This window comes from Pseudomonas sp. CFBP 13727 (genome assembly GCF_014841915.1).
Taxonomy (GTDB): domain Bacteria; phylum Pseudomonadota; class Gammaproteobacteria; order Pseudomonadales; family Pseudomonadaceae; genus Aquipseudomonas; species Aquipseudomonas baltica.
Window position 1 is genome coordinate 101,231 of sequence record NZ_JACYUT010000006.1, and the last position, 24,963, is coordinate 126,193.

Below are 24,963 nucleotides of genomic sequence, written 5' to 3' on the forward strand. Positions count from 1 at the left end.
GAGAGCTCCATGAAAAGCCAGAAATACATCACCACAGCGTTGCTCGCAGGCTTGTTGGCTGCTGCAGCCGTACCGGCCATGGCCGACAACAGCACCGGTCCGACCAACCCAGCCGCCAAGGGCACCGTACCTTCAGCGGTAGGCGTGCCGGCGGGGACCGATAGCGGTATGACCAATCGTAATACCGACGGCACTGCCGCGCCGCGAAACGGCACCAGCACCGACATCAAGCCGCAGAACACCGGCAACCCCGAAGGCAGTTCGATGGGCGGCGCGGTGACCAAGCCTGGTTCGGGCACCATGGACGGTGGCGACGGCACCGGGTCCGAAGGCGGCAAGCGCTGATCGGCCACGCATCCAGCCACCTCGGGAGAACACCATGAGCGAACACACACCTGCACCGAATACGGTCGAGCGTGATACCGACGATTCGCAGAACAACCACCCCAACGACCCGGCACTCGACCCCAAGCCTGACGATGCCGGGGATCCAACCACCCCTGAAGGCAATCGCTTCAGTCCCGATTTCAAATCGGACCCTGAAGTCGACCCCGGCAGTGCGGACGACGAAGAAACCGACGCCGATATCGACACAGCAGGCGGCTGACCCACGCCGCCACCTCGGCTGACCGTTCGCTCAGCGGCTGATACGGCTGCGCTCATTGCGCACGTCGAATATCAGCTGCCGAGCGACCTCCGAACTGATCAGACCCTGCTCCCTGAAACCCTCGACCTTGCCAATGATCTGCACCGCTGCCTGATCCAGGTCCCTGGACGCTGCGGTATGCAGGTTGCGTATTTCCTGGGAAATGATCCGACTGACCTGTTCACCCTGGTCCGGACCCCCGCCCGCGCCGTTATCAAGCATTTCAAGATCTCCCTTCATCGGTTCACGATGGGTGGGCGTCCAGCCCATATCCCATTCAACCTAGATGTGTACCCCGAGCGCTGGCTACTTCGCAATAGCCACTACGCAAACAATCGCTCGGCGGGAGCATATTCCCGATCAACGTCGCGCGCAGATCACGCCTGTCTCAGGGTGCAACGGGAGGCACATAGGCCAGGGTCGTGCCCAGCGCCCAAAGCAGGAACAGCACCAAAGGCGCATGCACCAGCAGCTGCACGAACGAGAAACCGATCAAATCGCGCGCCTTCAAGCCCAGCACGCCGAGCAGAGGCAGCATATAGAACGGATTGATCAGATTCGGCAAGGCTTCGGCAGCGTTGTAGATCTGCACGGCCCAGCCCAAGTGATATTGCAGCTCGTTGGCCACCTGCATGACGTAGGGCGCCTCGATGATCCACTTGCCACCGCCCGACGGAATGAAGAACCCGAGCACTGCCGAATAGACGCCCATCAACAGCGCATAGGTATCGTGCGAGGCGATCTGTACGAAGAAGGTGGAGATGTGGTGGGCCAGGGTCTGCGCATCGCCACCCTTGACCGTGGTCATGATCGCGGCGATCGAGCCGTACAGGGGAAACTGGATCAGCACCCCCGTGGTGGTCGGCACTGCACGCGCCACCGCATCCAGAAAGCTGCGCGGACGCCAATGCAGCAGCAGGCCCAGCATGATGAACAGGAAGTTGTAGGTATTGAGCCCAGAGATGGCGGTGATCGCCGGCTTGGTGGAAAACTCGTGGAACAGCCACCCCGCGGCCAGCAATACCAGAAAGATGGTGATCAGCGGGCTGTATTCCAGCCATTCGCCAGGTCGACTGCGCTTGTTCAGGGGCGGCAGACTGAAAGCCGGGTCGATGCCACAGGCCTCGGCGTCCCGGGCAGAGTTGGGGCCCGGGGCCGTGGCGTAGGCCACCACCAGCGAAACCAGCACCAGTGCCAGCAGCAATACACCCGACTGCCAGAGGAAAATCGTCTGGGTGAACGGAATCACACCGGTGATCGACAGAATCGACGGTGGCAGGCTGGCGGGGTTGGCCTGCAACTGCGCCGCCGACGACGACAACCCGAGCGCCCATACCGCCCCCAACCCCAGGTAGGCCGCCGCACCGGCCGCACGGTAGTCCATGCGCAGGTCGGTCCGTCGGGCCAATGCCCGCACCAGCAGCCCGCCGAATACCAGCGACAGCCCCCAGTTGAGCAACGACGCCACCATCGATATCAGCGCCACCCAGGCCACGGCCGAGCGGCCATTGCGAGGGATGCGCGCGAGGCGATCAATCAGCTTCACCGCAGGTGGCGAACTGGCGACCACGTAGCCACCAATCACCACGAAGGCCATCTGCATGGTGAACGGGATCAGGCTCCAGAATCCGTCGCCAAAGGCTGTTGCCGTTGCGGTCGGCGTGCCGCCGATGGCCAGTGCTCCCAGTGCCACCAGCAACACCGCAACGGCGGCGAATACGTAGGAATCAGGGAACCAGCGCTCGGCCCAGCTCGAACAACGCAGGGCGAAGCGAGCGTAGCGGCTCTCTTCAAGTTGTGCAGACATGGTGGTGTTTCCCTTGTTCTTATAGGTATGAGATCGGCTGAAGGCAGTGGTGGAACGTAATCAGAAACTCATTTCAACGACGTCGTCGGCGATGATCAGCTTGCCGGCCGTCTTCGACTTGATCTCATCGATACTGACACCGGGCGCACGCTCCTTGAGAATGAACGCGCCGTTTTCGATCTCCAGGTAGGCCAGGTCCGTGAGTACCTTGCGAATACACCCGGCACCGGTCAGCGGCAGCGTGCACAACGGCAGCAGCTTCGACTCGCCATCCTTGGAGGCATGGGTCATGGTGACGATGATGTTCTCTGCGCCGGCCACCAGGTCCATCGCCCCCCCCATACCCTTGACCAGCTTGCCGGGGATCATCCACGAGGCAATGTTGCCCTGTACGTCCACTTCGAAAGCACCGAGCACAGTGAGGTCGACATGGCCGCCGCGGATCATCGCGAACGACTGCGCAGAGTCGAAGATGGACGCGCCGGCACGGGCCGTCACGGTCTGTTTGCCGGCGTTGATCATGTCGGCGTCGACGGTAGCCTCGGTGGGAAATTCGCCCATGCCCAGCAGACCGTTTTCCGACTGCAGCATGACGTCGATGCCGGGCGGCACGTAGTTGGCCACCAGGGTAGGTATGCCGATCCCCAGGTTCACGTAGAAACCGTCTTGCAGTTCGCGCGCCACGCGCTGGGCCATCTGTTCGCGAGTAAGTGCCATTTGGAAAACCTCTTGTGGAGCGGAGCAGATGGGAGGACTCAGGCCTTGAGGGTGCGCTTTTCGATGCGCTTCTCGAAGGTGCCCTGGATCACCCGGTCGACGTAGATGCCTGGCGTGTGGATATGCTCGGGCAGGAGCACACCGGGTTCGACGATTTCTTCGACCTCGACCACGGTGATGCGCCCGGCGCTTGCCGCCAGCGGGTTGAAGTTCTGGGCGGTGTGACGATAGATGACGTTGCCGAAATGGTCGGCCTTCCAGCCCTTGACGATGGCGAAGTCGCCGGTAATGGCCTGCTCGAGAATGTACTGGCGGCCATTGAATTCACGTATTTCCTTGCCTTGCGCTATCGGTGTGCCGTAGCCGGTAGCCGTGAAGAACGCGGGGATGCCGGCGCCGCCTGCGCGCATCTTTTCCGCCAGGGTGCCTTGAGGGGTGAGTTCGACTTCCAGCTCGCCATCGAGCAACTGCCGCTCGAACAAGGCGTTTTCGCCGACATAGGAGGCGATCATCTTGCGAATCTGCCGGTCCTCGAGCAGCACGCCAAGGCCAAAGCCGTCGACGCCGCAGTTGTTGGACACCACCGTAAGGTCGCGGACACCCAGTCGCTTGATTTCGGCAATGAGGTTTTCCGGAATGCCACACAGGCCGAACCCACCGGCCAGTACGGTCATGCCATCACGCAGGCCTTCGAGTGCCTGGGCATAGGTTGCCACTCGTTTATCGAGTCCAGCCATGATTGTTCGCCTTGTTTTGTTTGTTATGGCGCCGTCACGTCGGCAACGGCAAGCGTGACGGTATCTTCTCCCCACGGTGGTAATTTGTTAATTTTGTTTTTCTTGGGGATTGATTGGTTTTGCAAATAGATGAACGTCAAACAACTGCGCGCTTTTCTCGCCGTCGCCCAAGCCCTGAGCTTTGCCCAGGCTGGTGAAAAACTGCATCTCTCGCAGCCTGCCCTGAGCTTGACGATAAAAGGCCTGGAAGAAGACCTGGGCGGCGCGCTGCTGATCCGCACCACGCGCAGCGTCAGCCTGACGCCGGAAGGCGAGGTGCTGGTGCCACTGGCCCGCCGCTTGCTGGCGGACTGGGACAATACCGAAGAGCTGCTGCGCCAGCACTTCACCCTGCAGTTGGGCAAAGTGTCCATCGCGGCCATGCCGTCGTTCGCCGGCAACCTGCTGCCGGCAGCACTGCGGATCTTTCGCGACCGGCACCCGAGGGTCAATGTTGCCGTGCATGATGTGATCAACGAGCACGTGGTGGAGATGGTCCGCCATCGGCGGGTCGAACTGGGCATAGGCTTCGAGCCGGAAAGCACCTCGTCGCTGGTGTTCACCCCCTTCTACACCGATCGGTTCGTGGCGGTGGTGGCGGCCGATTCACCGCTGGCCGAGCAACCGATGCTCACCTGGGAGACCCTGCTCGCTCATGATTTCATTGCCCTGCAGCGCCCTTCTGCGGTTCGCCTGCTGCTGGAAAGCGCCATCAGCGAGCAGCACGGCAAGCTTGCGGTGGCATTCGAGAGCCACCAGTTAAGCACCATCGGCCGCATGGTTGCCCACGGCCTGGGGGTGAGCGCGGTGCCGGCATTGTGTGTCGAGCAGATGCATGAACTGGGTGCGCGCTGCGTGCCGTTGGAGTCACCGCGCATCGAACGGCGCATCGGCCTGATGCGCCTGCCCGATCACAAGCTGTCGGCCGCCGCGCACGCGTTGATGGAGGTGCTGCTGGAGCACACGGCGCAGCGCCGACTGGGTTGAACCGCAGCTTCATCGCACTGCCCAATCCTGCAGCGATGGCGCGTTTACCATGTTATCAACCACGGAGCATTGCGATGAACAGCATCAGCCTGGCCGGCAGGCCGGTCGCGAGAATCGGCCAAGGCACTTGGCGCATGGGCGAGGATCCTGCCCGTGCGCAACAGGAAATCGCCGCGCTGCAGCAAGGTATCGACCTGGGCATGACCCTGCTCGACACCGCTGAAATGTACGGCGAAGGCGGCGCCGAAAAAATCGTCGGGCAAGCCATCCAAGGGCGTCGTGACGAAGTCATGCTGGTCAGCAAGGTCTACCCGCACAACGCCAGCAGCCAGGGCGTGATCAAGGCGTGCGAGCGCAGCCTGCAGCGTCTGAACACCGAACGCATCGACCTGTATCTGCTGCACTGGCGCGGCCAGTATCCCCTGAGCGAAACGGTGGAAGCGTTCGAGCGGCTGCAGGCCCAGGGCAAGATCGGCCGTTGGGGCGTGTCGAATTTCGATGTCGATGACATGACCGAGCTGGACGACGCCGGATGCGCGACCAACCAGGTGCTGTACAACCTGGAAGAGCGCGGCATAGAGTTCGATCTGTTGCCGTGGTGCGCGAAGCAGGCGATGCCATTGATGGCTTATTGTCCGATTGCCCAGGGCGGTCGCCTGCTAGACCAACCCGCCTTGCGCCAGGTAGCCGAGCGTCACGGCATCACGCCGGCCCAGGCATGCCTGGCCTGGGTGGTGCGCCACGACAACGTGATCGCGATCCCCAAGGCTTCCACGCCCGAGCATGTAAGGCTGAATGCCGGGGCACTGCAGGTGAAGCTCGACGAAGCAGATCTAGCCTCGCTGGATGCCGCTTACCCACCACCCCTGCGCAAGCAGCGCCTCAACATGGTTTGAACGCAGGAATCCGAGGCCGCAACGCGGCGTAGAGCGCTGACGGATCAATCGTCGAGCGGCTGCGGCGCCTTGCTCGGCTTGGCCGCCTTGCCCGGCTTGCTGGCGGGCTCCTGTGCAGCAGGCACTGCCGCCGCGGGTGCACTGGCGTCCTTTTCCGCTGCCGGCAACTGGTCGATGGTGCTGAACAGCTGTGAAGGCTCGACGTAACCCGCCTGTTCGAGCTTCTTCTCGCCATCCTTGCCCAACAGCACGAACTTCTGGCTGGACCCGGCACCCAGTTTTAAGTCGCGGATCAGCGACATGGTGGCCTGTGGGTCGAGATCCTTGCCGTCACGCTGGCCGATGGTATTGATCACGGTGTACAGGACCATGCCGCGCTGTTTGAAGCCGTCGCGGTTGGCGGGTTCTTCCAGCGCCTTGCGCAGCTTCAGCAGGTTGGGATCCACCGAGCTGGGAGCAATGACCACCAGCGGCCGGGCCCTCCCGCGGTCCTGGGCCAGAGGGCTGTCGCCATCGGCGGCCAGCAAGGGCGCCGCGAACGCGAACAGTGTGGCGAGGGTCAGCGACCGGATCATCATGCTGCATCTCCTTGACGTATCGATGGCCTCATCATTGCAGAGATTTCGCCTCGGTGCGACCCGTGCCCAGGCGGCTGAACAGGCTGCTGCCGAACACGTTGATCAACAGCCCGACCATGACCAGCGCTCCACCCCACCACTGCAGGGCACCCAGGCGCTCGCCCAGGATCCAGGCCGAAGAACTCAAGCCCACCACCGGCACCAGCAATGAAAACGGCGCTACCTTGCCGGCCGGATAGCGCGACAACAGCTTGCTCCACAAGCTGTAGCCAAGCACCGTAGCCACGGCAGCCAGATAGACCAGGCTACCGATGGATTTCCAGCCGATGCCCAACAGCGATTGCTGGATCAGTGCCGGACCTTCCAGCCACAGCGACAAGGCGAAGAACGGCAAGGGCGGAATCAATGCGCCCCAGATCACCAGAGCGACCAGGTCGATGTTGCCGAAGCGGCGGGTGATGACATTGCCCATCGCCCACATCGACGCTGCGCACAGGGTCAGCAAGACCGCCATCAACGGCGTGGCCTGATCGCTTTCCAGGCCGATCATCGCCAGTCCTCCAGCCGCCACCAGCAAGCCCACCACGCTGGCGGCGCGCAGGCGCTCGCCAATGAACAGCGCAGCGAAGAACAAGGTGAAGAAGGCCTGGGATTGCAGCACCAGCGAGGCCAGGCCGGCGGGCATGCCATTGGCCATGGCCTCGAACAGAAACGCGAACTGGCCCAGGGAAATGGTCGCGCCATAGGCAATCAGCCAGCGCAGTGGCAGGTTCGGCCGGCGGATGAAGAACACCGCGGGAATCGCCACCAAAGTGAAGCGCAGGCCGCCCAGCAGCATCGGCGGCAAGCCATCGAGACCGTAGCGAATCACCACGAAATTCAAACCCCAGACAACGATCACGACCAGGGCCAACATCAGGTCTCTAGGTGCCACGGTACCTCCACAGGTTCAGGTCAGTCCGTACGGATAAGCCCAACCATTCTTGCCCATCGCGGACCCTGGCGGGAACCTGTTTCAAAACTTTTCTAAAGCTGGCCACGTTGCGAGTGTTCGGCACCCCTTCTCGCTTGAGCTAGAGTGGGAGCACAGTGCCCTATGAGGAATCGAACGATGCGTGTGTTCTGGATGATGCTGGCCGCGGCAAGCCTGTCGGGTTGTACCTCGTTTCGCGCTGATTCGGAGCACCTGAAAGCCGTGCCGGCCGAACGGCTGTCGGCCTGGCAACAAACGCTGTCGCCATCGAGCGAGCTGGTGGTGGACCGTGATATCGGCATGCTGGGCGGCGGCTGCTACGTGGCACTGCTGATCGACCGTGAACCCGCCGCGCTGCTGGCCGTGGGTGAAGTGGCGACCTTTCACCTGCCACCGGGCGAACACATCGTCGGCATCACCACCGACAAGCAGGGTGGCCTGCTGTGCAGCAAAGGCCGCCTGAACCGCGAACTGCGCCTGCAGGCGCAGCCCGGCGAGCGCCAGCACCTGCGTATCGTCAGCGAAGCCAAGAGCGGCTTCGGCATCGTCCTGGACCCACGCTGAGTTCGGCGCCACCCTTCTGCCTCTCCCCGCTCACTTCATCAGGAGTCGTCATGCCCAGCAACGATAACAGCCGCAACGAGCACCACCAGCCTGTCGGTCACGCCCTTCCCGAGTGGAGCCCCCGCGCTCGCCCGGCCCACGACGTCATCGAAGGACGCTATTGCCGGCTCGAGCCACTGAACGCTGCGGCCCACGCCGGAGACCTGTTCAGCGGCTATTGCCAACAGACCGATGGCAGCGACTGGACCTACCTGCCGGTCGGCCCGTTTGCCGACCTGGACAGCTACCGCAGTCACCTGCAACACGCGGCAGCCAGCCAGGATCCGCAACACTGGGCGGTGATCGACCTGCGCACCCAGCGCGCGGTGGGCACCCTGGCCTTGATGCGCATGGACCCGGCCAATGGCGTCATCGAGGTCGGCCATGTGACGTTCTCGCCGCTGATGAAACGCACCCCGCTGTCGACCGAAGCCCAGTACCTATTGATGCGCCGGGTGTTCGACGAACTGGGTTACCGCCGCTACGAATGGAAGTGCGACGCCCTCAACGAGCCCTCGCGCAAGGCCGCGGCACGGCTTGGCTTCAGCTTCGAAGGCATCTTCCGCCAGGCGCTGGTGTACAAGGGTCGCAACCGCGATACGGCCTGGTTTTCCATCATCGACAGCGAATGGCCGGCGCTGCGCGCAGCCTTCGAGCGGTGGCTGGCGACGGATAACTTCGATGCTGCCGGCCAGCAGCTGACGGCGTTGGCCGCCGGCCGCCAGCAACATTGAGAAACACGGCTATTCTTGCGATTGGCGAAGCCATTCGCTTTTTTGCTCCCCATCCGCAGAAGAAGAGAGCCACCTCTTGAAACTCGAACCCTTGCCCAAGTCGCTGATCGCCCTTGCGTTCGCGCTGGTGCCCGCCTGTACGTTCGCCTCCTCTCCCGCCCCCGTCGCTGCCGAAAACGGCATGGTGGTCACCGCGCAGCAACTGGCCACCCACATTGGCGTGGATGTGCTCAAGGACGGCGGCAATGCCGTCGATGCCGCCGTGGCCGTAGGCTATGCCCTGGCCGTGGTCTACCCGGCTGCGGGCAACATCGGCGGCGGTGGCTTCATGACCCTGCAGATGGCCGATGGCCGCAAGACCTTCCTCGACTTCCGCGAGAAGGCACCGCTGGCCGCCACCGCCGACATGTACCTGGACAAGGCCGGCAATGTCATCGAGGGCCTGAGCACCGATGGCCATTTGTCGGTAGGCATACCCGGCACAGTGTCGGGCATGGAGCTGGCGTTGCAGAAGTACGGCACCTTCAAACGCGCCGATCTGCTGGCGCCGGCCATCAAACTGGCGGACGAAGGTTTCACCCTGGCCCAGGGCGACATCGATCTGCTGGAAACCGCCACCGAGGACTTCCGCAAGGACAGCCAGGATTCGGCAAAGATCTTTCTCAAGCAGGGCCAGCCGTTCAAGGCCGGCGAGAAGCTGGTGCAGAAGGACCTGGCGCGGACCCTGCGGGAAATCTCCGAGAAGGGTAACGCCGGGTTCTACCAAGGCTGGGTGGCCAAGGCCATCGTCGATTCGAGCCAGGCGGGCAAGGGCATCATCACCCAGGCCGACCTCGACAAGTACAAGACCCGCGAACTGGACCCGATCGAGTGCGACTACCGTGGCTACCATGTGGTTTCCGCGCCACCGCCCAGCTCCGGCGGCGTGGTCATCTGCCAGATCATGAACATCCTTCAGGGTTACCCGATGGCCGAGCTGGGCTATGGCTCGGCGCAGGGCATGCACTACCAGATCGAAGCCATGCGCCACGCCTATGTGGACCGCAACAGCTACCTGGGCGACCCGGATTTCGTCAAGAACCCCATCGCGCACCTGCTCGACGCCAACTACGCGACCAAGCTGCGCGACAGCATCGCACCGAACAAGGCTGGGGTTTCCGCCGAAATCAAGCCGGGTGTGGCGCCCCATGAGGGCAGCAACACCACGCATTACTCCATCGTCGACAAATGGGGCAACGCGGTGTCGGTGACCTACACCCTCAACGGCTGGTTCGGCGCGCGGGTCATGGCCAGCGGTACCGGCATCCTGCTCAACGACGAAATGGACGACTTCACCTCCAAGGTCGGCGTGGCCAACATGTACGGGCTGGTCCAGGGCGAGGCCAACGCCATCGCGCCGTACAAGACGCCGCTGTCCTCCATGAGCCCGACCATCGTCACCAAGGACGGCAAGCCAGTCATGGTGCTCGGCACGCCCGGCGGCAGCAGGATCATCACTGCCACCCTGCTGACCATGCTCAATGTCATCGACTACGGCATGGACATCCAGCAGGCGGTCAATGCGCCGCGTTTCCACCAGCAGTGGATGCCCGACGTCACCAACCTGGAAAACTTCGCCATCAGCCCTGACACCCGCAAGATTCTTGAAAGCTGGGGGCACAAGTTCGGTGAGCCCCAGGACGCCAATCACCTGGCCGCGATCCTGGTAGGCGCGCCGGCACTGGGCGCCAAACCGGTGGCCAACAACCGTTTCTACGGCGCCAACGATCCCCGCCGCAACACTGGTCTTGCCGCAGGCTACTGAGCCGGCAAACGCAAAGGCAGGCCTGCAATCGGGCCTGCCCGCCCGCCGCACCGAAGAAGAATCCGCCTGAACTTTCCATTTTCCTCCGCGCTCAGATTTCCTGATCGCCTGGCGTGCCAGGCACCCACTGAGCCGAGGAAGACCTTCATGAGTACCCAACTGCAAGGCAAGAAAGTCCTGTTCATCACTGCCAACACCGGCATCGAACGCGATGAACTGCTCAAGCCTCTCGAAGCGCTGCGCGAAGCAGGCGCCACCGTGACCCACGCTTCGAGCGAAGGCGGCACCGTGCAGACCTTCCAGCAGGACACCGAGAAAGACCGTACCGTTGAATCCGACGGCAAGATCCAGGGCCTGAACGCCAGCGACTTCGACGCCCTGGTGATTCCCGGCGGCACCGTAAATGCCGACACCCTGCGCCAGGACACCGATGCCCAGCAACTGGTCAAGGCATTCGCCGATGCCGGCAAGGTCGTGGCCGCCATCTGCCATGGTCCATGGCTGCTGATCAATGCTGGCGTGATCCCCGGCAAAACCCTGACCTCGTACCCCAGCGTCAGCCTCGACCTGACCAACGCCGGTGCCGCTGGCTGGGTGGATCAAGAGGTCAAGCAGTGCGGGGCCAACGGCTGGACCTTGATCACCTCGCGCAACCCGAAGGATATCCCGGCCTTCAATGACGCCATCATCAAAGCCCTCGCCACCGCCTGAGCCGCCTTTCAACCCACAGACCAGGGAGACCAGATGCCTTCTTTATTCGACCCGATCCAGGTCGGCGCGCAGAAACTGCCCCACCGGATCCTGATGGCGCCGCTGACCCGCGGCCGTGCCACGCGCAACCATGTACCCACCGACTTGATGATCGAGTACTACACCCAGCGTGCGAGCGCCGGGTTGATCATCACCGAAGCCACCGGAATCACTCAGGAAGGCCTGGGCTGGCCATACGCGCCCGGCATCTGGAGCGACGAGCAGGTCGAGGGCTGGAAGAAGATCACCGCTGCGGTGCATGAGGTCGGTGGCCGCATCGACCTGCAGCTGTGGCATATGGGCCGCATTGTTCACCCCAGCTTCCTAGGTGGCGCGCAGCCGGTTTCCTCATCGGCAACCACTGCGCCAGGTCAGACCCATACCTACGATGGCAAGCAGCCCTATGTGCAGGCGCGTCCGTTGGGCATCCACGAAATTCCACGGTTGCTCGACGACTACGAGCATGCCGCGAAGAACGCCATGCGTGCCGGCTTCGATGGCGTGCAGATCCATGCGGCCAATGGTTATTTGATCGATCAGTTCCTGCGCGACAACAGCAACTTCCGTGACGATGCCTACGGCGGTTCGGTAGAAAACCGCATCCGCCTGCTGACAGAGGTCACACAGCGGGTTGTCGACACCATCGGTGCCGAACGTACCGGTGTGCGCCTGTCACCCAATGGTGATTCGCAAGGGGTCAACGACAGCGATCCGGAAACCCTGTTCTCCGCTGCTGCCGCTGCGTTGGACACGATCGGCATCGCCTACCTGGAACTGCGTGAGCCACCGCTCGACGGTACCTTCGGCAAGGCCGACCGCCCGCCCGTGCATCCGGTCATCCGCAAGGCCTTCAGCCGCACACTGGTGCTCAACTCCGATTACACCCATGAGAAAGCGCAGGCCGCGCTGGACGCCGGTGAAGCAGACGCCATCGCTTTCGGCCGACCGTTCCTGGCCAACCCTGACCTGCCCCATCGGTTCGCCGAAGGCTTGCGGCTAAACAAGGACGTGATGGAAACCTGGTACAGCCAGGGGCCCGAAGGCTACGTGGACTACCCCACAGCCGAGTGAGCGCAGCACGGTATCGGGGGCCAGTGCCCCCGATCACTACCAAGGATTGTCGACACTTCGCCTATGACGTATTGACTAGCCGCTTAAACAGGGCTATTTTTTTGTCACTACCTGCCCAGGTGTCGACAATATGTCTGCCACGTCTGTTTCGTTGCACGTCCTGCCCAACAATGACGCTCCGCACGTTTCCAGTGTTGCGGGTGAAACCGAGACGCTTTCGGAAAACGTCTTCCGACGTATCCAGGCGGCCATCGTCAACGGCGAAATAGCCCCTGGCAGCAAGATTTCCGAGCCCGAACTGGCACGCACCTACGGCATCAGCCGCGGTCCCCTGCGTGAAGCCATCCACCGCCTCGAAGGCCAACGCCTGCTGGTGCGCATTCCGCACGTCGGTGCGCGGGTGGTATCGCTCAACCACGCCGAACTCATCGAACTCTACGAAATCCGCGAATCGCTTGAAGGCATGGCCTGCCGGCTGGCCGCCACGCGCATGAGCCAGGTGCAGATCGACGAACTGCGCGAGGTGCTGGCCACCCATGAGCGCGATGCCGCGTTCCAGGCCGGCGTCGGCTACTACCAACAGGAAGGCGACTTCGACTTCCACTACCGGATCATCCAGGGCAGCGGCAACAGCACGCTGGTGCAGATGCTGTGCGACGACCTCTACCAGTTGGTGCGCATGTACCGGATCCAGTTCTCGGCCACGCCCAACCGCCCCCATCAGGCCTTTGCCGAACACCACCGTATTCTCGACGCCATCGCCGAGCGCGATGGCGAATTGGCCGAGTTGCTCATGCGCAGGCACATCGCCGCGTCCAAGCGCAACATCGAGCGCCATTACCTGGAACCCAACCACAACAACACCCCAGGAGCCCAACCATGAATCAGCCGTCCAGCCCCGGCCAACGTTTCCGCCAGGCACTCGCCGAAGAGTCACCCCTGCAGGTGGTCGGCACCATCAACGCCAACCACGCACTGCTCGCGCAGCGGGCCGGCTTCAAGGCCATCTACCTCTCCGGAGGCGGCGTCGCGGCGGGTTCGCTGGGCCTGCCCGACCTGGGCATTACCGGCCTGGACGATGTGCTGACCGATGTGCGCCGCATCACCGACGTCTGCGAGCTGCCGTTGCTGGTCGATGTCGACACCGGTTTCGGCTCGTCGGCGTTCAACGTTGCGCGCACCGTCAAGTCGATGATCAAGTTCGGCGCGGCGGCCATGCACATCGAGGACCAAGTGGGCGCCAAACGCTGCGGCCATCGGCCGAACAAGGAAATCGTCTCACAGCAGGAGATGGTCGATCGCATCAAGGCGGCCGTGGACGCCCGCACCGACGACAGCTTCGTGATCATGGCGCGCACGGACGCCCTGGCGGTGGAAGGACTGGAGTCCGCCCTGGACCGCGCCGCCGCCTGCATCGAGGCGGGTGCGGACATGATCTTTCCCGAAGCCATCACCGAATTGCAGATGTACCAGCTGTTCGCCAGCCGGGTGAAGGCGCCGATTCTGGCCAACATCACCGAGTTCGGCGCCACCCCGCTGTTCACCACCGAGCAACTGGGTGGCGTTGGCGTGGGCCTGGTGCTTTACCCACTGTCTGCGTTCCGCGCCATGAACAAGGCGGCCGAGAACGTCTACACCGCGATACGCCGCGACGGCACTCAGCAGAATGTCATCGACACCATGCAGACTCGCATGGAGCTGTACGAGGCAATCGATTACCACGACTTCGAGCGCAAGCTGGACGCACTGTTTGCGCAGAAAAAATGATCACTGCATTCCAATAACAAATCCAAGATCGGAGAAAACCCATGGCCGAAGCAAAAGTACTCAGTGGCGCTGGCCTGCGTGGCCAAGTGGCCGGACAGACCGCCCTGTCGACCGTCGGCATGCCCGGTGCCGGGCTGACCTATCGTGGCTATGACGTGCGCGAACTGGCCGAACATGCCCTGTTCGAGGAAGTCGCCTACCTGCTGCTGCATGGCGAGCTGCCCACGCCTGCCGAACTGGCTGCCTACCAGGGCAAGCTGCGCAGCCTGCGCGACCTGCCGCAGCCGTTGAAGGAAGTGCTCGAACGCATTCCGTCGAGCACCCATCCGATGGACGTGATGCGCACCGGCTGTTCGTTCCTCGGCACGCTGGAGCCTGAGCGCAACTTCGGCCAGCAGGAACACGTGAGCGACCGCCTGCTGGCGGCTTTCCCGGCGATGATGTGCTACTGGTACCGCTACAGCCACCATGGCGTGCGTATCAGCTGCAGCAGCGACGAAGAGACGTTCGCCGGGCACTTCCTGTACCTGCTGCATGGCAAGTCGCCGAGTGAATTGCACAGCAAGGTGATGGACGTATCGCTGATTCTCTACGCCGAGCACGAATTCAACGCCTCGACCTTCACCGCCCGCGTCTGCGCATCGACCCTGTCGGACATGTATTCATGCGTGACCGCCGCCATCGGCTCGTTGCGCGGCCCGCTGCACGGCGGCGCCAACGAGGCGGCGATGGCGATGATCCAGAAGTTCGCTTCGCCCGAGGAGGCGGTGCGCGGCACCTTGGCCATGCTGGAGCGCAAGGACAAGATCATGGGTTTCGGCCATGCCGTGTACAAGGACAACGATCCGCGCAACGAGGTGATCAAGGGCTGGGCGAAGAAGCTGAGCGAAGAAGCCGGCGACAAGGTGCTCTACCCGGTGTCCGAGGCCATCGACAAGACCATGTGGGAACAGAAGAAGCTGTTTCCCAACGCCGACTTCTACCATGCCTCGGCCTACCACTTCATGGGCATCGCCACCGAACTGTTCACACCTATCTTCGTTTGCTCGCGGGTGACGGGCTGGGCGGCGCACGTATTCGAGCAGCGCGCGAACAACCGGATCATCCGGCCCAGCGCGGAGTATGTCGGCGTGGAACAGCGCGCATTCGTGCCCCTGGATCGTCGCTGACCTGGCGGGCCTCTTCGCGGGTAGATGGCTCGCCGCCCGCCCCGCTCCCACAATCCTCCGAATCTGGAGCTGGGTTTTATGTGGGAGCGGGCTCTGCCCGCGAAGGCCGCCCCGCCGAACTTTTGCCATGCCTGACCATGCCTTGCACCGTGAGCCGACCTGATGAACACACAACACCGCAAGTCCCTGCCGAACTCGCCACTGGACTATTACGACGCCCGAGAAGCCGTCGAAGCCCTCCAGCCTGGCGCCTACGCCACCCTGCCCTACACCTCCCGCGTACTCGCCGAGAACCTGGTGCGACGCTGCGACCCCACCACACTCGACGCCTCGCTGCGCCAGCTGATCGAGCGCAAGCGCGACCTGGACTTCCCCTGGTACCCGGCGCGCGTGGTGTGCCATGACATCCTCGGCCAAACCGCGCTGGTCGACCTCGCCGGCCTGCGCGACGCGATTGCCTCCCAGGGCGGTGACCCGGCGCTGGTCAACCCGGTGGTGCCGACCCAATTGATCGTCGATCACTCGCTGGCGGTAGAAAGCGCCGGCTTCGACCCCCAGGCGTTCGAGAAGAACCGCGCCATCGAAGACCGTCGCAACGAAGACCGCTTCCATTTCATCGACTGGACGCGCAAGGCCTTCAAGAACGTCGACGTCATCCCACCGGGCAACGGCATCATGCACCAGATCAATCTGGAGAAGATGTCGCCGGTCATTCAGGTTCGCGAAGGCGTGGCCTTCCCCGACACCTGTGTCGGTACCGATAGCCACACGCCCCACGTCGACGCGCTGGGGGTGGTTGCCATCGGTGTCGGCGGCCTGGAAGCCGAAAGCGTCATGCTCGGTCGCGCCTCGTGGATGCGCCTGCCCGAGATCGTCGGCGTCGAACTGACCGGGCAGCTGCAACCCGGCATCACCGCCACCGACATGGTGCTGGCCCTGACCCAATACCTGCGCCAGCAGAAAGTCGTCGGTGCCTACCTGGAATTCTTCGGCGAAGGCGCGCGCGAGCTGACTCTGGGCGACCGCGCCACAATCTCCAACATGGCCCCGGAATACGGCGCCACGGCGGCGATGTTCGCCATCGACCAGCAGACCATCGACTACCTGCGCCTGACCGGCCGCGAGGAGCAGCAAGTGCAGCTGGTCGAAGACTACGCGCGCCTTACCGGCCTGTGGGCCGACAGCCTGGACGCCGCCGTCTACGAACGCGACCTGAGCTTCGATCTGTCGGGCGTGGTGCGCAACATGGCCGGCCCGAGCAACCCCCACGCGCGGGTGGCGACCAGCGACCTTGCCGCCCAAGGTATCGCCGGCCCCTGGACCGACGTGCCAGGGCAGATGCCGGACGGCGCGGTGATCATCGCCGCCATCACCAGCTGCACCAACACCAGCAACCCGCGCAACGTGATCGCCGCCGGCCTCTTGGCGCGCAATGCCAACCGCCTGGGCCTGACCCGCAAGCCTTGGGTGAAGTCATCCCTGGCACCGGGCTCGAAAACCGTGGCGCTGTACCTGGACGAAGCCGGCCTGACCGAGGAACTGGAAACCCTGGGCTTCGGCATCGTGGCGTTCGCCTGTACCACCTGCAATGGCATGTCCGGCGCGCTGGACCCGGTGATCCAGCAGGAGATCATCGAACGCGACCTGTATGCCACGGCGGTGCTCTCGGGCAACCGCAACTTCGACGGGCGCATCCACCCGTATGCCCGGCAGGCCTTCCTCGCCTCACCGCCTTTGGTAGTCGCCTATGCCATCGCCGGCACCATCCGCTTCGACATCGAAAAAGACGTGCTCGGGTTCGACCCGCAGGGTCAACCCATTCGGCTCAAGGACATCTGGCCCAGCGACGAAGAAGTCAACGCCGTGGTCAAGTCGTCGGTGAAACCGGAGCAGTTCCGCCAGGTGTACATCCCCATGTTCGCCATTCACGAGAACACCGGGCCGAAGGTCGCGCCTCTCTACGACTGGCGCCCGGCGAGCACCTACATCCGTCGTCCGCCCTACTGGGACGGCGCCCTGGCCGGCGAGCGCACGCTCAAGGGCATGCGCCCCCTGGCCGTGCTGCCGGACAACATCACCACCGATCACCTGTCGCCATCCAACGCGATCATGCTCGACAGCGCTGCGGGCGAATACCTGGCCAAAATGGGTCTGCCCGAAGAAGACTTCAACTCCTACGCCACCCACCGCGGCGACCACCTGACTGCCCAGCGCGCGACGTTCGCCAACCCCAAGCTGTTCAATGAAATGGTGGTGGAAAACGGCAAGGTTCGCCAAGGTTCGCTGACCCGCCTGGAACCCGAAGGCCAGGTGATGCGCATGTGGGAAGCGATCGAAACCTACATGCTGCGCAAGCAGCCGCTGATCATCATTGCCGGGGCCGATTACGGCCAGGGTTCCTCGCGCGACTGGGCGGCCAAAGGCGTACGCCTGGCCGGGGTCGAGGCAATTGCCGCCGAGGGCTTCGAGCGCATCCACCGGACCAATCTGGTGGGCATGGGTGTGCTGCCGCTGCAGTTCGCTGCCGGCACCGACCGCAAGACCCTGGGTATCGACGGCACCGAGGTGTTCGACGTGATCGGCCGACTGACACCCCAGGCGCAGGTGACGCTGATCATCGAACGGCGCAATGGCGAGCGCCTGGAAGTGCCGGTGACCTGCCGACTGGACACTGCCGAAGAGGTCTCGATCTACGAAGCCGGTGGTGTGCTGCAGCGCTTCGCCCAGGATTTCCTGCAGGCCACCGCGCCTGCTCCCCATGCCGCCGGCGCTCACTGAGGACAGCTCCATGACGCAGATTCGCATTCCCGCCACCTACATGCGCGGCGGCACCAGCAAGGGCGTGTTCTTCAACCTCGCCGACCTGCCCGAGCCTGCGCGCCAGCCAGGGCCACTGCGTGACGCCCTGCTGCTGCGGGTGATCGGCAGCCCGGACCCGTACGCCAAGCAGATCGACGGCATGGGCGGTGCCACCTCGAGCACCAGCAAGACGGTGATCGTCAGCCCGAGCAGCCAGCCGGGGCATGACGTCGACTATCTGTTCGGCCAGGTGTCCATCGACAGCGCGTTCGTCGACTGGAGCGGCAACTGCGGCAACCTGTCCGCCGCCGTCGGCCCCTTTGCCATCAGTACTGGCCTGCTCGATCCTTCCCGCGTCCCCCACGACGGCATCGCTACGGTTCGCGTGTGGCAGGCCAACATCGGCAAGACGATCATCGCCCACGTGCCCATGAGCGGCGGTGTGGTGCAGGAAACCGGTGATTTCGAACTCGACGGCGTGACGTTCCCGGCCGCCGAGGTGCAACTGGAGTTCATCGATCCGGCTGCCGAGGCCGAGGGCGCGGCGGGGGCGATGTTTCCCACCGGCAACCTTATCGATGTGCTGGACGTGCCGAACGTGGGTCGTTTCGAGGCGACCCTGATCAACGCGGGCATTCCAACCATCTTCATCGACGCCGCCGCCCTGGGCTACAACGGCTGCGAACTGCAGGAGGCGATCAACGGCGATCCACAGGCCCTCGCTCGCTTCGAAACCATCCGCGCCCATGGCGCGCTGCGCATGGGCCTGATCAGTCGCCTGGAGGATGCAAAGACCCGCCAGCACACGCCGAAGGTCGCTTTCGTCGCGCCACCGGCCGACTACCTCGCGTCCAGCGGCAAACCCGTTGCCGCGGCCGATATCGACCTGACCGTACGCGCCCTGTCGATGGGCAAGCTGCACCACGCGATGATGGGCACTGCGGCGGTGGCCATCGGTACCGCCGCGGCCATCCCCGGCACCGTGGTCAACCGCGCGGCCGGGGGTGGCGTGCGCAGTACGGTGTGTTTCGGCCATCCCTCGGGCACCTTGCGTGTCGGCGCCCAGGCCAACGAAGTCGCGGGCCAGTGGCAAGTGACCAAGGCGATCATGAGCCGCAGCGCGCGAGTCCTGATGGAGGGCTGGGTACGCGTCCCCGCTCAGACCCTGGCCTAGCTAAGCGCGTCCGGCCTTCAGCCCGGCAGTGCTTGCTGCCGGTAGCGCAGCCACACCGCACCGCCCTCCTGCACTTCGGCACTGTCCAGGGCCAGGTAGGTCGGCTGCTGCCATTGCCCGGCGTCGATCTCGAACGACGCCGGGTGCTCGCCGCGGCCGTCTACCAAGGGCAGCAGCAGGACACTGATTTCATCGACCAGCCCTGCATTCACGAAGGAGCCACTGACGTGCGGTCCGCCTTCGACGACCAGGCGCTTGATGCCCAATTCACGGCCGAGAATGTCCAGCACTCGACTCAAGTCCAGGGTGTCTTGGCCGCCAAAAATGTAGGACACCTGGATCGACTGCAGATAGGCCAGGTAGTCGTCGCTGACGCCTTCGGTCAGTACTTCGACGATGTGCGAGTCCAGCGCCGTGTTGGATTTCCAACCGACCTTGCCCTTCGGGTCGATGGAAATGGCATAGGCGCTCGCCGCGCGATCGGCAAAATACGGAGTACGCGCAATCGGCCCGGTGGCCAGGCCGGACGGATAACCCTCGTCGTGGGCGATCTCCTGCATGGTCACCCGGCCACAGGCCCAGGCATCGAACTCGAACTGTTTGGCCAACTGCTCGTACAGCTCACCTGCGGCGTTCTTGAACGGCCGCGCCCAACCGTCGGTCAGCGCATGACCATCGACGGAAGACATCATGTGGCAGATTACATAAGGCTTCATTGGCGGCTCCAAGGCGTTCGGTATGTCTATCACCGACCGGCGCCCCTGGCCGTTGGTTCAGCTTGAAGCGGCGCAGCGCATGTGAGTCGTCTGCCACACGGGATCGGACTCGACGTCGAGCACCTCGAACCCCTGTTTCTGCCAGAAGGCGATGGCTCCGGGCAGGAATGGGTGAGTGTGCAGGTACAGGGTTCGCACACCTGCCGCACGCGCCTGCGCCAGCAGCGCTGCATACAGCGCCTTGGCCACGCCGGCGCCACGACAGCTGGGCGAAACGAACAACCGGACGACCTCGACGGTGGCTTCGAGCGGCAGCTGCAGCTGATTGAAGCGCTGGTCGTAGGGCAGGTAACCGATGCTGCCTACGATCTGACCCGCCTGCCAGGCCAGCAGAAAACAGCCTTGGGCGGAGCCCAGGTAAACCTCGGCAAAGCGCGCCAGGTCATCCGGCACTTGCGTGGCATCCAGCTGCGGAAAGATCGAGGCCCGCGCAGCCATGACGTAATCCAGGGTTGCAGCGACCTCATCCGATCGCACTGGGCGAATGTCTATCGCGTTCATGGAATCTGCTCTGCACATGAGATAACCCGCGCCAGTGGGAGGGGCTCAGAAAGCAAGCTTGAAACCGATCAGCAGCAGCATCACCGCCAGGCAAGGCCGCAGGATGTCGTCCGACACCCGCCCGGACAGATGACTGCCCAGCCAGATGCCCGGCAGCGAGCCAAGCAGCAAATGGCCAAGCAACGACCAGTCCATGTTGCCCATACTGGCGTGGCCCATGCCCGCCACCAGGGTCAGGGGCACGGCGTGGGCGATCTCGGTGCCGACCAGGCGCCGCGTCGCCAGGAACGGATACAGCAGGAACAGGGCCACGGTGCCCAGCGCACCGGCGCCGATGGACGTGAGCGAAACCATCACACCAAGGACCACGCCGGTGATCACCGTCAGCCCGTTGAGGGTGCTGGCACTGAGGTTGTAGCGGTCGCCGGCATGGCGGCTGGCGAAGGCCTGCAGGCGCTTCTTGAAGAGGATGGCGAACGCGGTCAGGAACAGCACCGCAGCCAATGCCTGCTTGATCACCGCGCCCATGGCCTGCGGTTCGGCATCCAGGCTTTTCAGATACCAGAGCACCAGCGCCGCTGCGGGCACGCTGCCCAGCGCCAGCCAGCCGGTGATCTTCCAGTCGATGTTCTTGTTGCGCCCATGCACCCAGACGCCACTGGCCTTGGTGATGGCGGCGTACAACAGGTCGGTGCCGACGGCCGTGGCCGGATTGATGCCGAACCAGAGCAGGATGGGCGTCATCAGCGAGCCGCCGCCCACACCCGTCATGCCGACGATGAAACCGACCACCAGCCCGGCCACGGTGAAACCCCAGGTACCTACGTCCATTCTTACGTCCTACACATCAGATTCAGCATCGCGGGAGCGGTAGCCGGGCGGCAGGATAACAATTTCTGATATAGCCAATTATAACTATGCAGCATTAGCTTATAACCGCCACTCGATCACGCATAGCAAGCCTGCACTTCATGACTGTCAACCTGAGCGCGACAGTGCTGCGCTGCCGGAACGATTTATCCCGGCGCGGCGAACGCATAATCTTTACCCATCGCACAGCACCTCCAACGCTGCGCCCCCACCAGAATCGGGAGAACACCATGCTCGCACTTCGCAAAGCTTCGGACCGCGGTCTCGCCAACCATGGCTGGTTGCAATCCTTCCATACCTTTTCCTTCGGCCACTACCGCAACCCACAGGAGCAGGGCTTCTCCGACCTGTTGGTGATCAACGACGACCGGGTCAGCGCCGGCAAGGGCTTCGGTCAGCACCCGCACCGCGACATGGAGATCTTCTCCTACGTGCTGCAAGGCGCGCTGGCGCACAAGGACACCTTGGGCACCGGCTCGGTCATTCGCCCAGGGGACGTGCAGTTGATGAGTGCTGGCCATGGCGTGGCCCACAGCGAGTTCAACCACAGCGATGTCGACCCCGTGCATTTCCTGCAGATCTGGATCGTACCCGAGCAAGCAGGCGCCGAGCCTCGCTACCAGCAGGAACACTTCTCGCCCGAGCAGAAACGTGGCCGCCTGCAACTGATCATCTCGCCCGATGGCGCGCAAGGCTCGCTTGAAGTGCGCCAGGATGCGCGGGTCTACGCCGGCCTGTTCGACGGCGCGGAACAGGCCACGCTGACGCTGGCGGACAACCGCTACGCCTATGTGCACGTCGCCACGGGCAGCGTCGAACTCAACGGCCAGCGTCTGAATGAAGGGGATGGCGTGCGCCTGCGCGAGGAAACCGTGCTGCGGTTGACCAACGGGGTCGACGCCGAGGTGCTGGTATTCGACCTGCGCCCCAACGAGTTGCCGCAGATGCCATGATCGGGCAGTGCACCGGGGGCCGATCAATCCTGTCGATGACCGCATTGAAAAAAGCGATTGGCTTGACCCCGGTGTGGCGCGTACCTTCAAGGTCTGTATTTTTTTTGCAACGCCTGCATGGCGTTGGCAGTCGAAATGGTCATGCCCTTTACTGGTACCCCCGATGCACACCCCTGAGCGCACCCTGCACGATGGCTTCGCCCGCAAAGTCGATTACCTGAGGTTGTCGGTCACCGATCGCTGCGATTTTCGCTGCGTGTACTGCATGGCCGAAGACATGACGTTTCTGCCGCGCCAGCAGATTCTCAGCCTCGAGGAACTCGAGCAGGTGGCCGCAAGCTTCGTCGCCCTGGGGACTCGCAAGATTCGCCTGACCGGGGGTGAACCCTTGGTGCGCTCGGGCATCGTCGACCTGTGCCGACGCATCGCTGCCCTGCCCGGCCTGCAGGAACTGTGCATGACCACCAACGGCTCGCGCCTGGAAACCTTGGCCCAGCCGTTGTTCGACGCCGGCGTCAAGCGCCTGAACATCAGCCTGGACAGCCTCGATCCAGCGCGTTTTCGCGAGCTCACTCGTACCGGCGACCTGAACAAGGTAATTGCCGGCATCGACGCGGCCAACGCGGCCGGATTCCACCATACCAAGCTCAACTGCGTGGTCATGCAGGGTCGCAACGACGACGAAGTCGTCGACCTGGTGAGCTTTGCCATCGACCGCGGCCTGGACATTTCCTTCATCGAGGAGATGCCCCTGGGGGCCATCAGCGAGCACAGCCGCGCCGAAGCCTTCTACTCGAGTGATCAGGTACGCGCACGCATCGCCGAGCGTTACGAGCTGCTGCCGTCCGCCGACTCCACCCAGGGCCCGTCGCGCTACTGGCGCATCCCCCAGGCGCCGGGCACGCGCATCGGTTTCATTTCCCCGCACAGCCACAACTTCTGTGCGACCTGCAACCGCGTGCGCCTGACCGTCGAAGGGCGCCTTCTGCTGTGCCTGGGCAACGAGCATTCGGCGGACCTCAAGCAAGTCCTGCGTGATCATCCCGGCCAGCCGGAAGTGCTCGAACAGGCGATCATCCAGGCCATGCAGCTCAAGCCGTGGAGCCACAACTTCCGCCTCGACGATGACGTGCAGGTAGTGCGCTTCATGAACATGACTGGCGGCTGAGTGCGGGCGCTGGTCTGTGGCATTGTTCTGCTTTTCTTATAAACCCGTTTGAAAATGCAACTTATCAAATCAGTGCACAGGGCCGACAATCACTCTGTGCCGTCGCTGTGTGTCCGGTACGTTGAGCGGTGCCATCCGCTTCCTACAAGAACAAGGCCACCGGCCGCCCTACCGAGGACTCCTTCATGCAAGACGTCGTTATCGTTGCCGCCACACGCACCGCCGTCGGCAGTTTCCAGGGCTCGCTGGCGAGCGTACCCGCCGTCGAGCTGGGCGCTGCGGTGATTCGCCGACTGATCGCACAGACCGATCTGGATCCTGCACAGGTCGACGAGGTCATTCTTGGGCAGGTGCTTACCGCGGGCGCCGGGCAAAACCCCGCGCGCCAGGCGGCGATGTTCGCCGGCCTGCCCAGCGCCGTGCCGGCCATGACGTTGAACAAGGTCTGCGGTTCAGGGCTCAAGGCCGTGCACCTGGCCGCCCAGGCCATCCGCTGCGGCGACGCCGAGGTGATCATCGCCGGCGGCATGGAAAACATGAGCCTGGCGCCCTACCTGCTGCCGGCCGCACGCACCGGTCTGCGCATGGGCAATGCCGCGCTGGTCGACAGCATGATCAAGGACGGCCTGTGGGATGTCTTCAACGACTATCACATGGGCATTACCGCAGAAAACCTGGCCGAACAGTACGGCATCAGCCGCGAAGCCCAGGATGCGTTCGCTGCGCAGTCCCAGCAAAAGGCCGTGGCGGCCATCGAAGCGGGTCGTTTCGTCGATGAAATCACCCCCATTGCCGTGCCCCAGCGCAAAGGCGAGCCCGTGCAGTTCGCTGTAGACGAGCAGCCCCGTGCCGACACCACGGCGCAAAGCCTGGGCAAGCTCAAGCCTGCCTTCAAAGCCGACGGCAGCGTCACCGCTGGCAATGCCTCGTCGCTCAACGATGGCGCTGCGGCCGTGCTACTGATGAGTGCGACCAAGGCCCAGGCACTGGGCCTGCCGGTGCTGGCGCGCATTGCCGCCTATGCCAATGCCGGCGTGGATCCGGCGGTGATGGGCATCGCTCCGGTGTCGGCCACTCGCCGCTGCCTGGAGAAGGCCGGCTGGAGCCTCGAGCAACTGGACCTGATCGAAGCCAACGAAGCCTTCGCGGCGCAGGCGCTGTCGGTTGGCCAAGTGCTGGGCTGGGACGCCGACAAGGTCAACGTCAACGGCGGCGCCATTGCCCTGGGTCACCCGATAGGGGCGTCCGGCTGCCGGGTACTGGTCACCTTGCTGCACGAGATGCTGCGTCGCGATGCCAGCAAGGGGCTGGCCACCCTGTGCATTGGCGGTGGGCAAGGTGTAGCCCTGGCTCTGGCGCGAGACTGACCCGGCAGCAGGCAACACGCACTGGCCAGCGTGTGGTGAATGGATGGAAACTGGCAAGCTCAGCCTCGGTGTAGTTC

Annotated in this window: 26 protein-coding genes; 17 read left to right on the top strand and 9 right to left on the bottom strand. The window is 63.6% G+C overall.

The window, feature by feature from the left end:
- Positions 1 to 9 precede the first annotated feature (9 nt).
- On the top strand, positions 10 to 345 hold the full coding sequence (locus IFT76_RS18120; RefSeq protein WP_122477822.1) for a hypothetical protein: 336 nt from the start codon (positions 10 to 12) through the stop codon (positions 343 to 345).
- Between the two features lie 34 nt (positions 346 to 379).
- On the top strand, positions 380 to 607 hold the full coding sequence (locus tag IFT76_RS18125; RefSeq protein ID WP_192059657.1) for a hypothetical protein: 228 nt from the start codon (positions 380 to 382) through the stop codon (positions 605 to 607).
- Between the two features lie 30 nt (positions 608 to 637).
- Here IFT76_RS18125 and IFT76_RS18130 read toward each other — a convergent pair whose 3' ends face one another.
- The 4 genes from IFT76_RS18130 to IFT76_RS18145 all read right to left on the bottom strand — a co-directional run bounded on the left by IFT76_RS18130 (position 638) and on the right by IFT76_RS18145 (position 3,907).
- Positions 638 to 868 (bottom strand): hypothetical protein, encoded by a 231-nt coding sequence (locus IFT76_RS18130; RefSeq protein WP_163007557.1) that lies wholly within the window; start codon positions 866 to 868, stop codon positions 638 to 640.
- Positions 869 to 1,034: 166 nt separating this feature from the next.
- Positions 1,035 to 2,453, bottom strand: a complete 1,419-nt coding sequence (locus tag IFT76_RS18135) for a short-chain fatty acid transporter (protein ID WP_122477817.1) — start codon at positions 2,451 to 2,453, stop codon at positions 1,035 to 1,037.
- 60 nt (positions 2,454 to 2,513) lie between these two features.
- Positions 2,514 to 3,170: a 3-oxoacid CoA-transferase subunit B gene (locus tag IFT76_RS18140; RefSeq protein WP_192059659.1), complete on the bottom strand. Its 657-nt coding sequence runs from the start codon at positions 3,168 to 3,170 to the stop codon at positions 2,514 to 2,516.
- 38 nt (positions 3,171 to 3,208) lie between these two features.
- Positions 3,209 to 3,907, bottom strand: coding sequence for a CoA transferase subunit A (locus IFT76_RS18145; RefSeq protein WP_122477814.1), 699 nt, complete (start codon positions 3,905 to 3,907; stop codon positions 3,209 to 3,211).
- Positions 3,908 to 4,036: 129 nt separating this feature from the next.
- On the opposite strand from IFT76_RS18145, the gene IFT76_RS18150 reads away from it, so the two are divergent.
- Both IFT76_RS18150 and IFT76_RS18155 read left to right on the top strand, forming a co-directional pair.
- Positions 4,037 to 4,933 carry a LysR family transcriptional regulator gene (locus IFT76_RS18150; RefSeq protein ID WP_192059661.1) on the top strand — a complete coding sequence of 299 codons (897 nt, stop codon included), beginning with the start codon at positions 4,037 to 4,039 and terminating at the stop codon, positions 4,931 to 4,933.
- 74 nt (positions 4,934 to 5,007) lie between these two features.
- Positions 5,008 to 5,829, top strand: coding sequence for an aldo/keto reductase (locus IFT76_RS18155; protein WP_192059662.1), 822 nt, complete (start codon positions 5,008 to 5,010; stop codon positions 5,827 to 5,829).
- A 44-nt stretch (positions 5,830 to 5,873) separates the two neighbouring features.
- Here the strand turns inward: IFT76_RS18155 and IFT76_RS18160 are convergent, their stop codons facing one another.
- Positions 5,874 to 6,407, bottom strand: coding sequence for a DUF4174 domain-containing protein (locus IFT76_RS18160; RefSeq protein WP_122477809.1), 534 nt, complete (start codon positions 6,405 to 6,407; stop codon positions 5,874 to 5,876).
- 31 nt (positions 6,408 to 6,438) lie between these two features.
- Positions 6,439 to 7,323, bottom strand: coding sequence for an EamA family transporter (locus IFT76_RS18165; RefSeq protein ID WP_197975811.1), 885 nt, complete (start codon positions 7,321 to 7,323; stop codon positions 6,439 to 6,441).
- A gap of 195 nt (positions 7,324 to 7,518) precedes the next feature.
- Between IFT76_RS18165 and IFT76_RS18170 the strand changes: the two genes are divergently transcribed.
- The 10 genes from IFT76_RS18170 to prpF all read left to right on the top strand — a co-directional run bounded on the left by IFT76_RS18170 (position 7,519) and on the right by prpF (position 19,251).
- Positions 7,519 to 7,944: a 3-isopropylmalate dehydratase gene (locus IFT76_RS18170; protein WP_192059665.1), complete on the top strand. Its 426-nt coding sequence runs from the start codon at positions 7,519 to 7,521 to the stop codon at positions 7,942 to 7,944.
- A 50-nt stretch (positions 7,945 to 7,994) separates the two neighbouring features.
- The gene (locus tag IFT76_RS18175) at positions 7,995 to 8,717 is read left to right on the top strand and encodes a GNAT family N-acetyltransferase (protein WP_192059667.1); all 723 of its coding nucleotides are present in this window, start codon (positions 7,995 to 7,997) and stop codon (positions 8,715 to 8,717) included.
- Positions 8,718 to 8,793: 76 nt separating this feature from the next.
- Positions 8,794 to 10,521 carry a gamma-glutamyltransferase gene (gene ggt / locus IFT76_RS18180; RefSeq protein WP_192059669.1) on the top strand — a complete coding sequence of 576 codons (1,728 nt, stop codon included), beginning with the start codon at positions 8,794 to 8,796 and terminating at the stop codon, positions 10,519 to 10,521.
- Positions 10,522 to 10,668: 147 nt separating this feature from the next.
- The gene (locus IFT76_RS18185; RefSeq protein ID WP_192059671.1) at positions 10,669 to 11,232 is read left to right on the top strand and encodes a type 1 glutamine amidotransferase domain-containing protein; all 564 of its coding nucleotides are present in this window, start codon (positions 10,669 to 10,671) and stop codon (positions 11,230 to 11,232) included.
- A gap of 33 nt (positions 11,233 to 11,265) precedes the next feature.
- On the top strand, positions 11,266 to 12,342 hold the full coding sequence (locus IFT76_RS18190; protein WP_192059673.1) for an alkene reductase: 1,077 nt from the start codon (positions 11,266 to 11,268) through the stop codon (positions 12,340 to 12,342).
- Between the two features lie 130 nt (positions 12,343 to 12,472).
- On the top strand, positions 12,473 to 13,225 hold the full coding sequence (locus IFT76_RS18195; RefSeq protein WP_244646817.1) for a GntR family transcriptional regulator: 753 nt from the start codon (positions 12,473 to 12,475) through the stop codon (positions 13,223 to 13,225).
- Positions 13,222 to 14,109, top strand: coding sequence for a methylisocitrate lyase (gene prpB, locus IFT76_RS18200; protein WP_122477799.1), 888 nt, complete (start codon positions 13,222 to 13,224; stop codon positions 14,107 to 14,109). The genes IFT76_RS18195 and prpB overlap by 4 nt, the downstream gene beginning before the upstream one ends.
- A gap of 41 nt (positions 14,110 to 14,150) precedes the next feature.
- A complete protein-coding gene (prpC, locus tag IFT76_RS18205) occupies positions 14,151 to 15,278 on the top strand; it encodes a bifunctional 2-methylcitrate synthase/citrate synthase (RefSeq protein ID WP_122477797.1) in 1,128 nt (375 codons plus the stop codon).
- 162 nt (positions 15,279 to 15,440) lie between these two features.
- Positions 15,441 to 18,056, top strand: a complete 2,616-nt coding sequence (acnD, locus tag IFT76_RS18210) for a Fe/S-dependent 2-methylisocitrate dehydratase AcnD (RefSeq protein ID WP_192059675.1) — start codon at positions 15,441 to 15,443, stop codon at positions 18,054 to 18,056.
- A 10-nt stretch (positions 18,057 to 18,066) separates the two neighbouring features.
- On the top strand, positions 18,067 to 19,251 hold the full coding sequence (gene prpF / locus IFT76_RS18215; RefSeq protein ID WP_192059677.1) for a 2-methylaconitate cis-trans isomerase PrpF: 1,185 nt from the start codon (positions 18,067 to 18,069) through the stop codon (positions 19,249 to 19,251).
- Positions 19,252 to 19,268: 17 nt separating this feature from the next.
- Here prpF and IFT76_RS18220 read toward each other — a convergent pair whose 3' ends face one another.
- Genes IFT76_RS18220 through IFT76_RS18230 form a run of 3 tightly spaced genes read right to left on the bottom strand, consistent with a single transcriptional unit; the run spans position 19,269 to position 21,359 of the window.
- A complete protein-coding gene (locus tag IFT76_RS18220; protein WP_192055301.1) occupies positions 19,269 to 19,967 on the bottom strand; it encodes a dihydrofolate reductase family protein in 699 nt (232 codons plus the stop codon).
- A gap of 57 nt (positions 19,968 to 20,024) precedes the next feature.
- Complete coding sequence (locus tag IFT76_RS18225; RefSeq protein WP_192059679.1) at positions 20,025 to 20,528, bottom strand: GNAT family N-acetyltransferase; 504 nt, start codon at positions 20,526 to 20,528, stop codon at positions 20,025 to 20,027.
- Positions 20,529 to 20,573: 45 nt separating this feature from the next.
- On the bottom strand, positions 20,574 to 21,359 hold the full coding sequence (locus tag IFT76_RS18230; protein WP_122477789.1) for a sulfite exporter TauE/SafE family protein: 786 nt from the start codon (positions 21,357 to 21,359) through the stop codon (positions 20,574 to 20,576).
- Between the two features lie 269 nt (positions 21,360 to 21,628).
- Between IFT76_RS18230 and IFT76_RS18235 the strand changes: the two genes are divergently transcribed.
- The 3 genes from IFT76_RS18235 (at position 21,629) to IFT76_RS18245 (ending at position 24,886) form a co-directional block, all read left to right on the top strand.
- A complete protein-coding gene (locus IFT76_RS18235) occupies positions 21,629 to 22,351 on the top strand; it encodes a pirin family protein (RefSeq protein ID WP_122477788.1) in 723 nt (240 codons plus the stop codon).
- A 163-nt stretch (positions 22,352 to 22,514) separates the two neighbouring features.
- A complete protein-coding gene (gene moaA, locus IFT76_RS18240) occupies positions 22,515 to 23,519 on the top strand; it encodes a GTP 3',8-cyclase MoaA (protein WP_192059681.1) in 1,005 nt (334 codons plus the stop codon).
- 185 nt (positions 23,520 to 23,704) lie between these two features.
- The gene (locus IFT76_RS18245) at positions 23,705 to 24,886 is read left to right on the top strand and encodes an acetyl-CoA C-acetyltransferase (RefSeq protein WP_192059683.1); all 1,182 of its coding nucleotides are present in this window, start codon (positions 23,705 to 23,707) and stop codon (positions 24,884 to 24,886) included.
- Positions 24,887 to 24,963: the final 77 nt, after the last annotated feature.

Bases quoted from the DNA above. Each gene is read 5' to 3' on its own strand.
- IFT76_RS18120 (WP_122477822.1), top strand. From the start codon at position 10: ATGAAAAGCCAGAAATACATCACCACAGCGTTGCTCGCAGGCTTGTTG.
- IFT76_RS18125 (WP_192059657.1), top strand. From the start codon at position 380: ATGAGCGAACACACACCTGCACCGAATACGGTCGAGCGTGATACCGAC.
- IFT76_RS18130 (WP_163007557.1), bottom strand. From the start codon at position 868: ATGCTTGATAACGGCGCGGGCGGGGGTCCGGACCAGGGTGAACAGGTC.
- IFT76_RS18135 (WP_122477817.1), bottom strand. From the start codon at position 2,453: ATGTCTGCACAACTTGAAGAGAGCCGCTACGCTCGCTTCGCCCTGCGT.
- IFT76_RS18140 (WP_192059659.1), bottom strand. From the start codon at position 3,170: ATGGCACTTACTCGCGAACAGATGGCCCAGCGCGTGGCGCGCGAACTG.
- IFT76_RS18145 (WP_122477814.1), bottom strand. From the start codon at position 3,907: ATGGCTGGACTCGATAAACGAGTGGCAACCTATGCCCAGGCACTCGAA.
- IFT76_RS18150 (WP_192059661.1), top strand. From the start codon at position 4,037: ATGAACGTCAAACAACTGCGCGCTTTTCTCGCCGTCGCCCAAGCCCTG.
- IFT76_RS18155 (WP_192059662.1), top strand. From the start codon at position 5,008: ATGAACAGCATCAGCCTGGCCGGCAGGCCGGTCGCGAGAATCGGCCAA.
- IFT76_RS18160 (WP_122477809.1), bottom strand. From the start codon at position 6,407: ATGATGATCCGGTCGCTGACCCTCGCCACACTGTTCGCGTTCGCGGCG.
- IFT76_RS18165 (WP_197975811.1), bottom strand. From the start codon at position 7,323: ATGTTGGCCCTGGTCGTGATCGTTGTCTGGGGTTTGAATTTCGTGGTG.
- IFT76_RS18170 (WP_192059665.1), top strand. From the start codon at position 7,519: ATGCGTGTGTTCTGGATGATGCTGGCCGCGGCAAGCCTGTCGGGTTGT.
- IFT76_RS18175 (WP_192059667.1), top strand. From the start codon at position 7,995: ATGCCCAGCAACGATAACAGCCGCAACGAGCACCACCAGCCTGTCGGT.
- IFT76_RS18185 (WP_192059671.1), top strand. From the start codon at position 10,669: ATGAGTACCCAACTGCAAGGCAAGAAAGTCCTGTTCATCACTGCCAAC.
- IFT76_RS18190 (WP_192059673.1), top strand. From the start codon at position 11,266: ATGCCTTCTTTATTCGACCCGATCCAGGTCGGCGCGCAGAAACTGCCC.
- IFT76_RS18195 (WP_244646817.1), top strand. From the start codon at position 12,473: ATGTCTGCCACGTCTGTTTCGTTGCACGTCCTGCCCAACAATGACGCT.
- prpB (WP_122477799.1), top strand. From the start codon at position 13,222: ATGAATCAGCCGTCCAGCCCCGGCCAACGTTTCCGCCAGGCACTCGCC.
- prpC (WP_122477797.1), top strand. From the start codon at position 14,151: ATGGCCGAAGCAAAAGTACTCAGTGGCGCTGGCCTGCGTGGCCAAGTG.
- acnD (WP_192059675.1), top strand. From the start codon at position 15,441: ATGAACACACAACACCGCAAGTCCCTGCCGAACTCGCCACTGGACTAT.
- prpF (WP_192059677.1), top strand. From the start codon at position 18,067: ATGACGCAGATTCGCATTCCCGCCACCTACATGCGCGGCGGCACCAGC.
- IFT76_RS18220 (WP_192055301.1), bottom strand. From the start codon at position 19,967: ATGAAGCCTTATGTAATCTGCCACATGATGTCTTCCGTCGATGGTCAT.
- IFT76_RS18225 (WP_192059679.1), bottom strand. From the start codon at position 20,528: ATGAACGCGATAGACATTCGCCCAGTGCGATCGGATGAGGTCGCTGCA.
- IFT76_RS18230 (WP_122477789.1), bottom strand. From the start codon at position 21,359: ATGGACGTAGGTACCTGGGGTTTCACCGTGGCCGGGCTGGTGGTCGGT.
- IFT76_RS18235 (WP_122477788.1), top strand. From the start codon at position 21,629: ATGCTCGCACTTCGCAAAGCTTCGGACCGCGGTCTCGCCAACCATGGC.
- moaA (WP_192059681.1), top strand. From the start codon at position 22,515: ATGCACACCCCTGAGCGCACCCTGCACGATGGCTTCGCCCGCAAAGTC.
- IFT76_RS18245 (WP_192059683.1), top strand. From the start codon at position 23,705: ATGCAAGACGTCGTTATCGTTGCCGCCACACGCACCGCCGTCGGCAGT.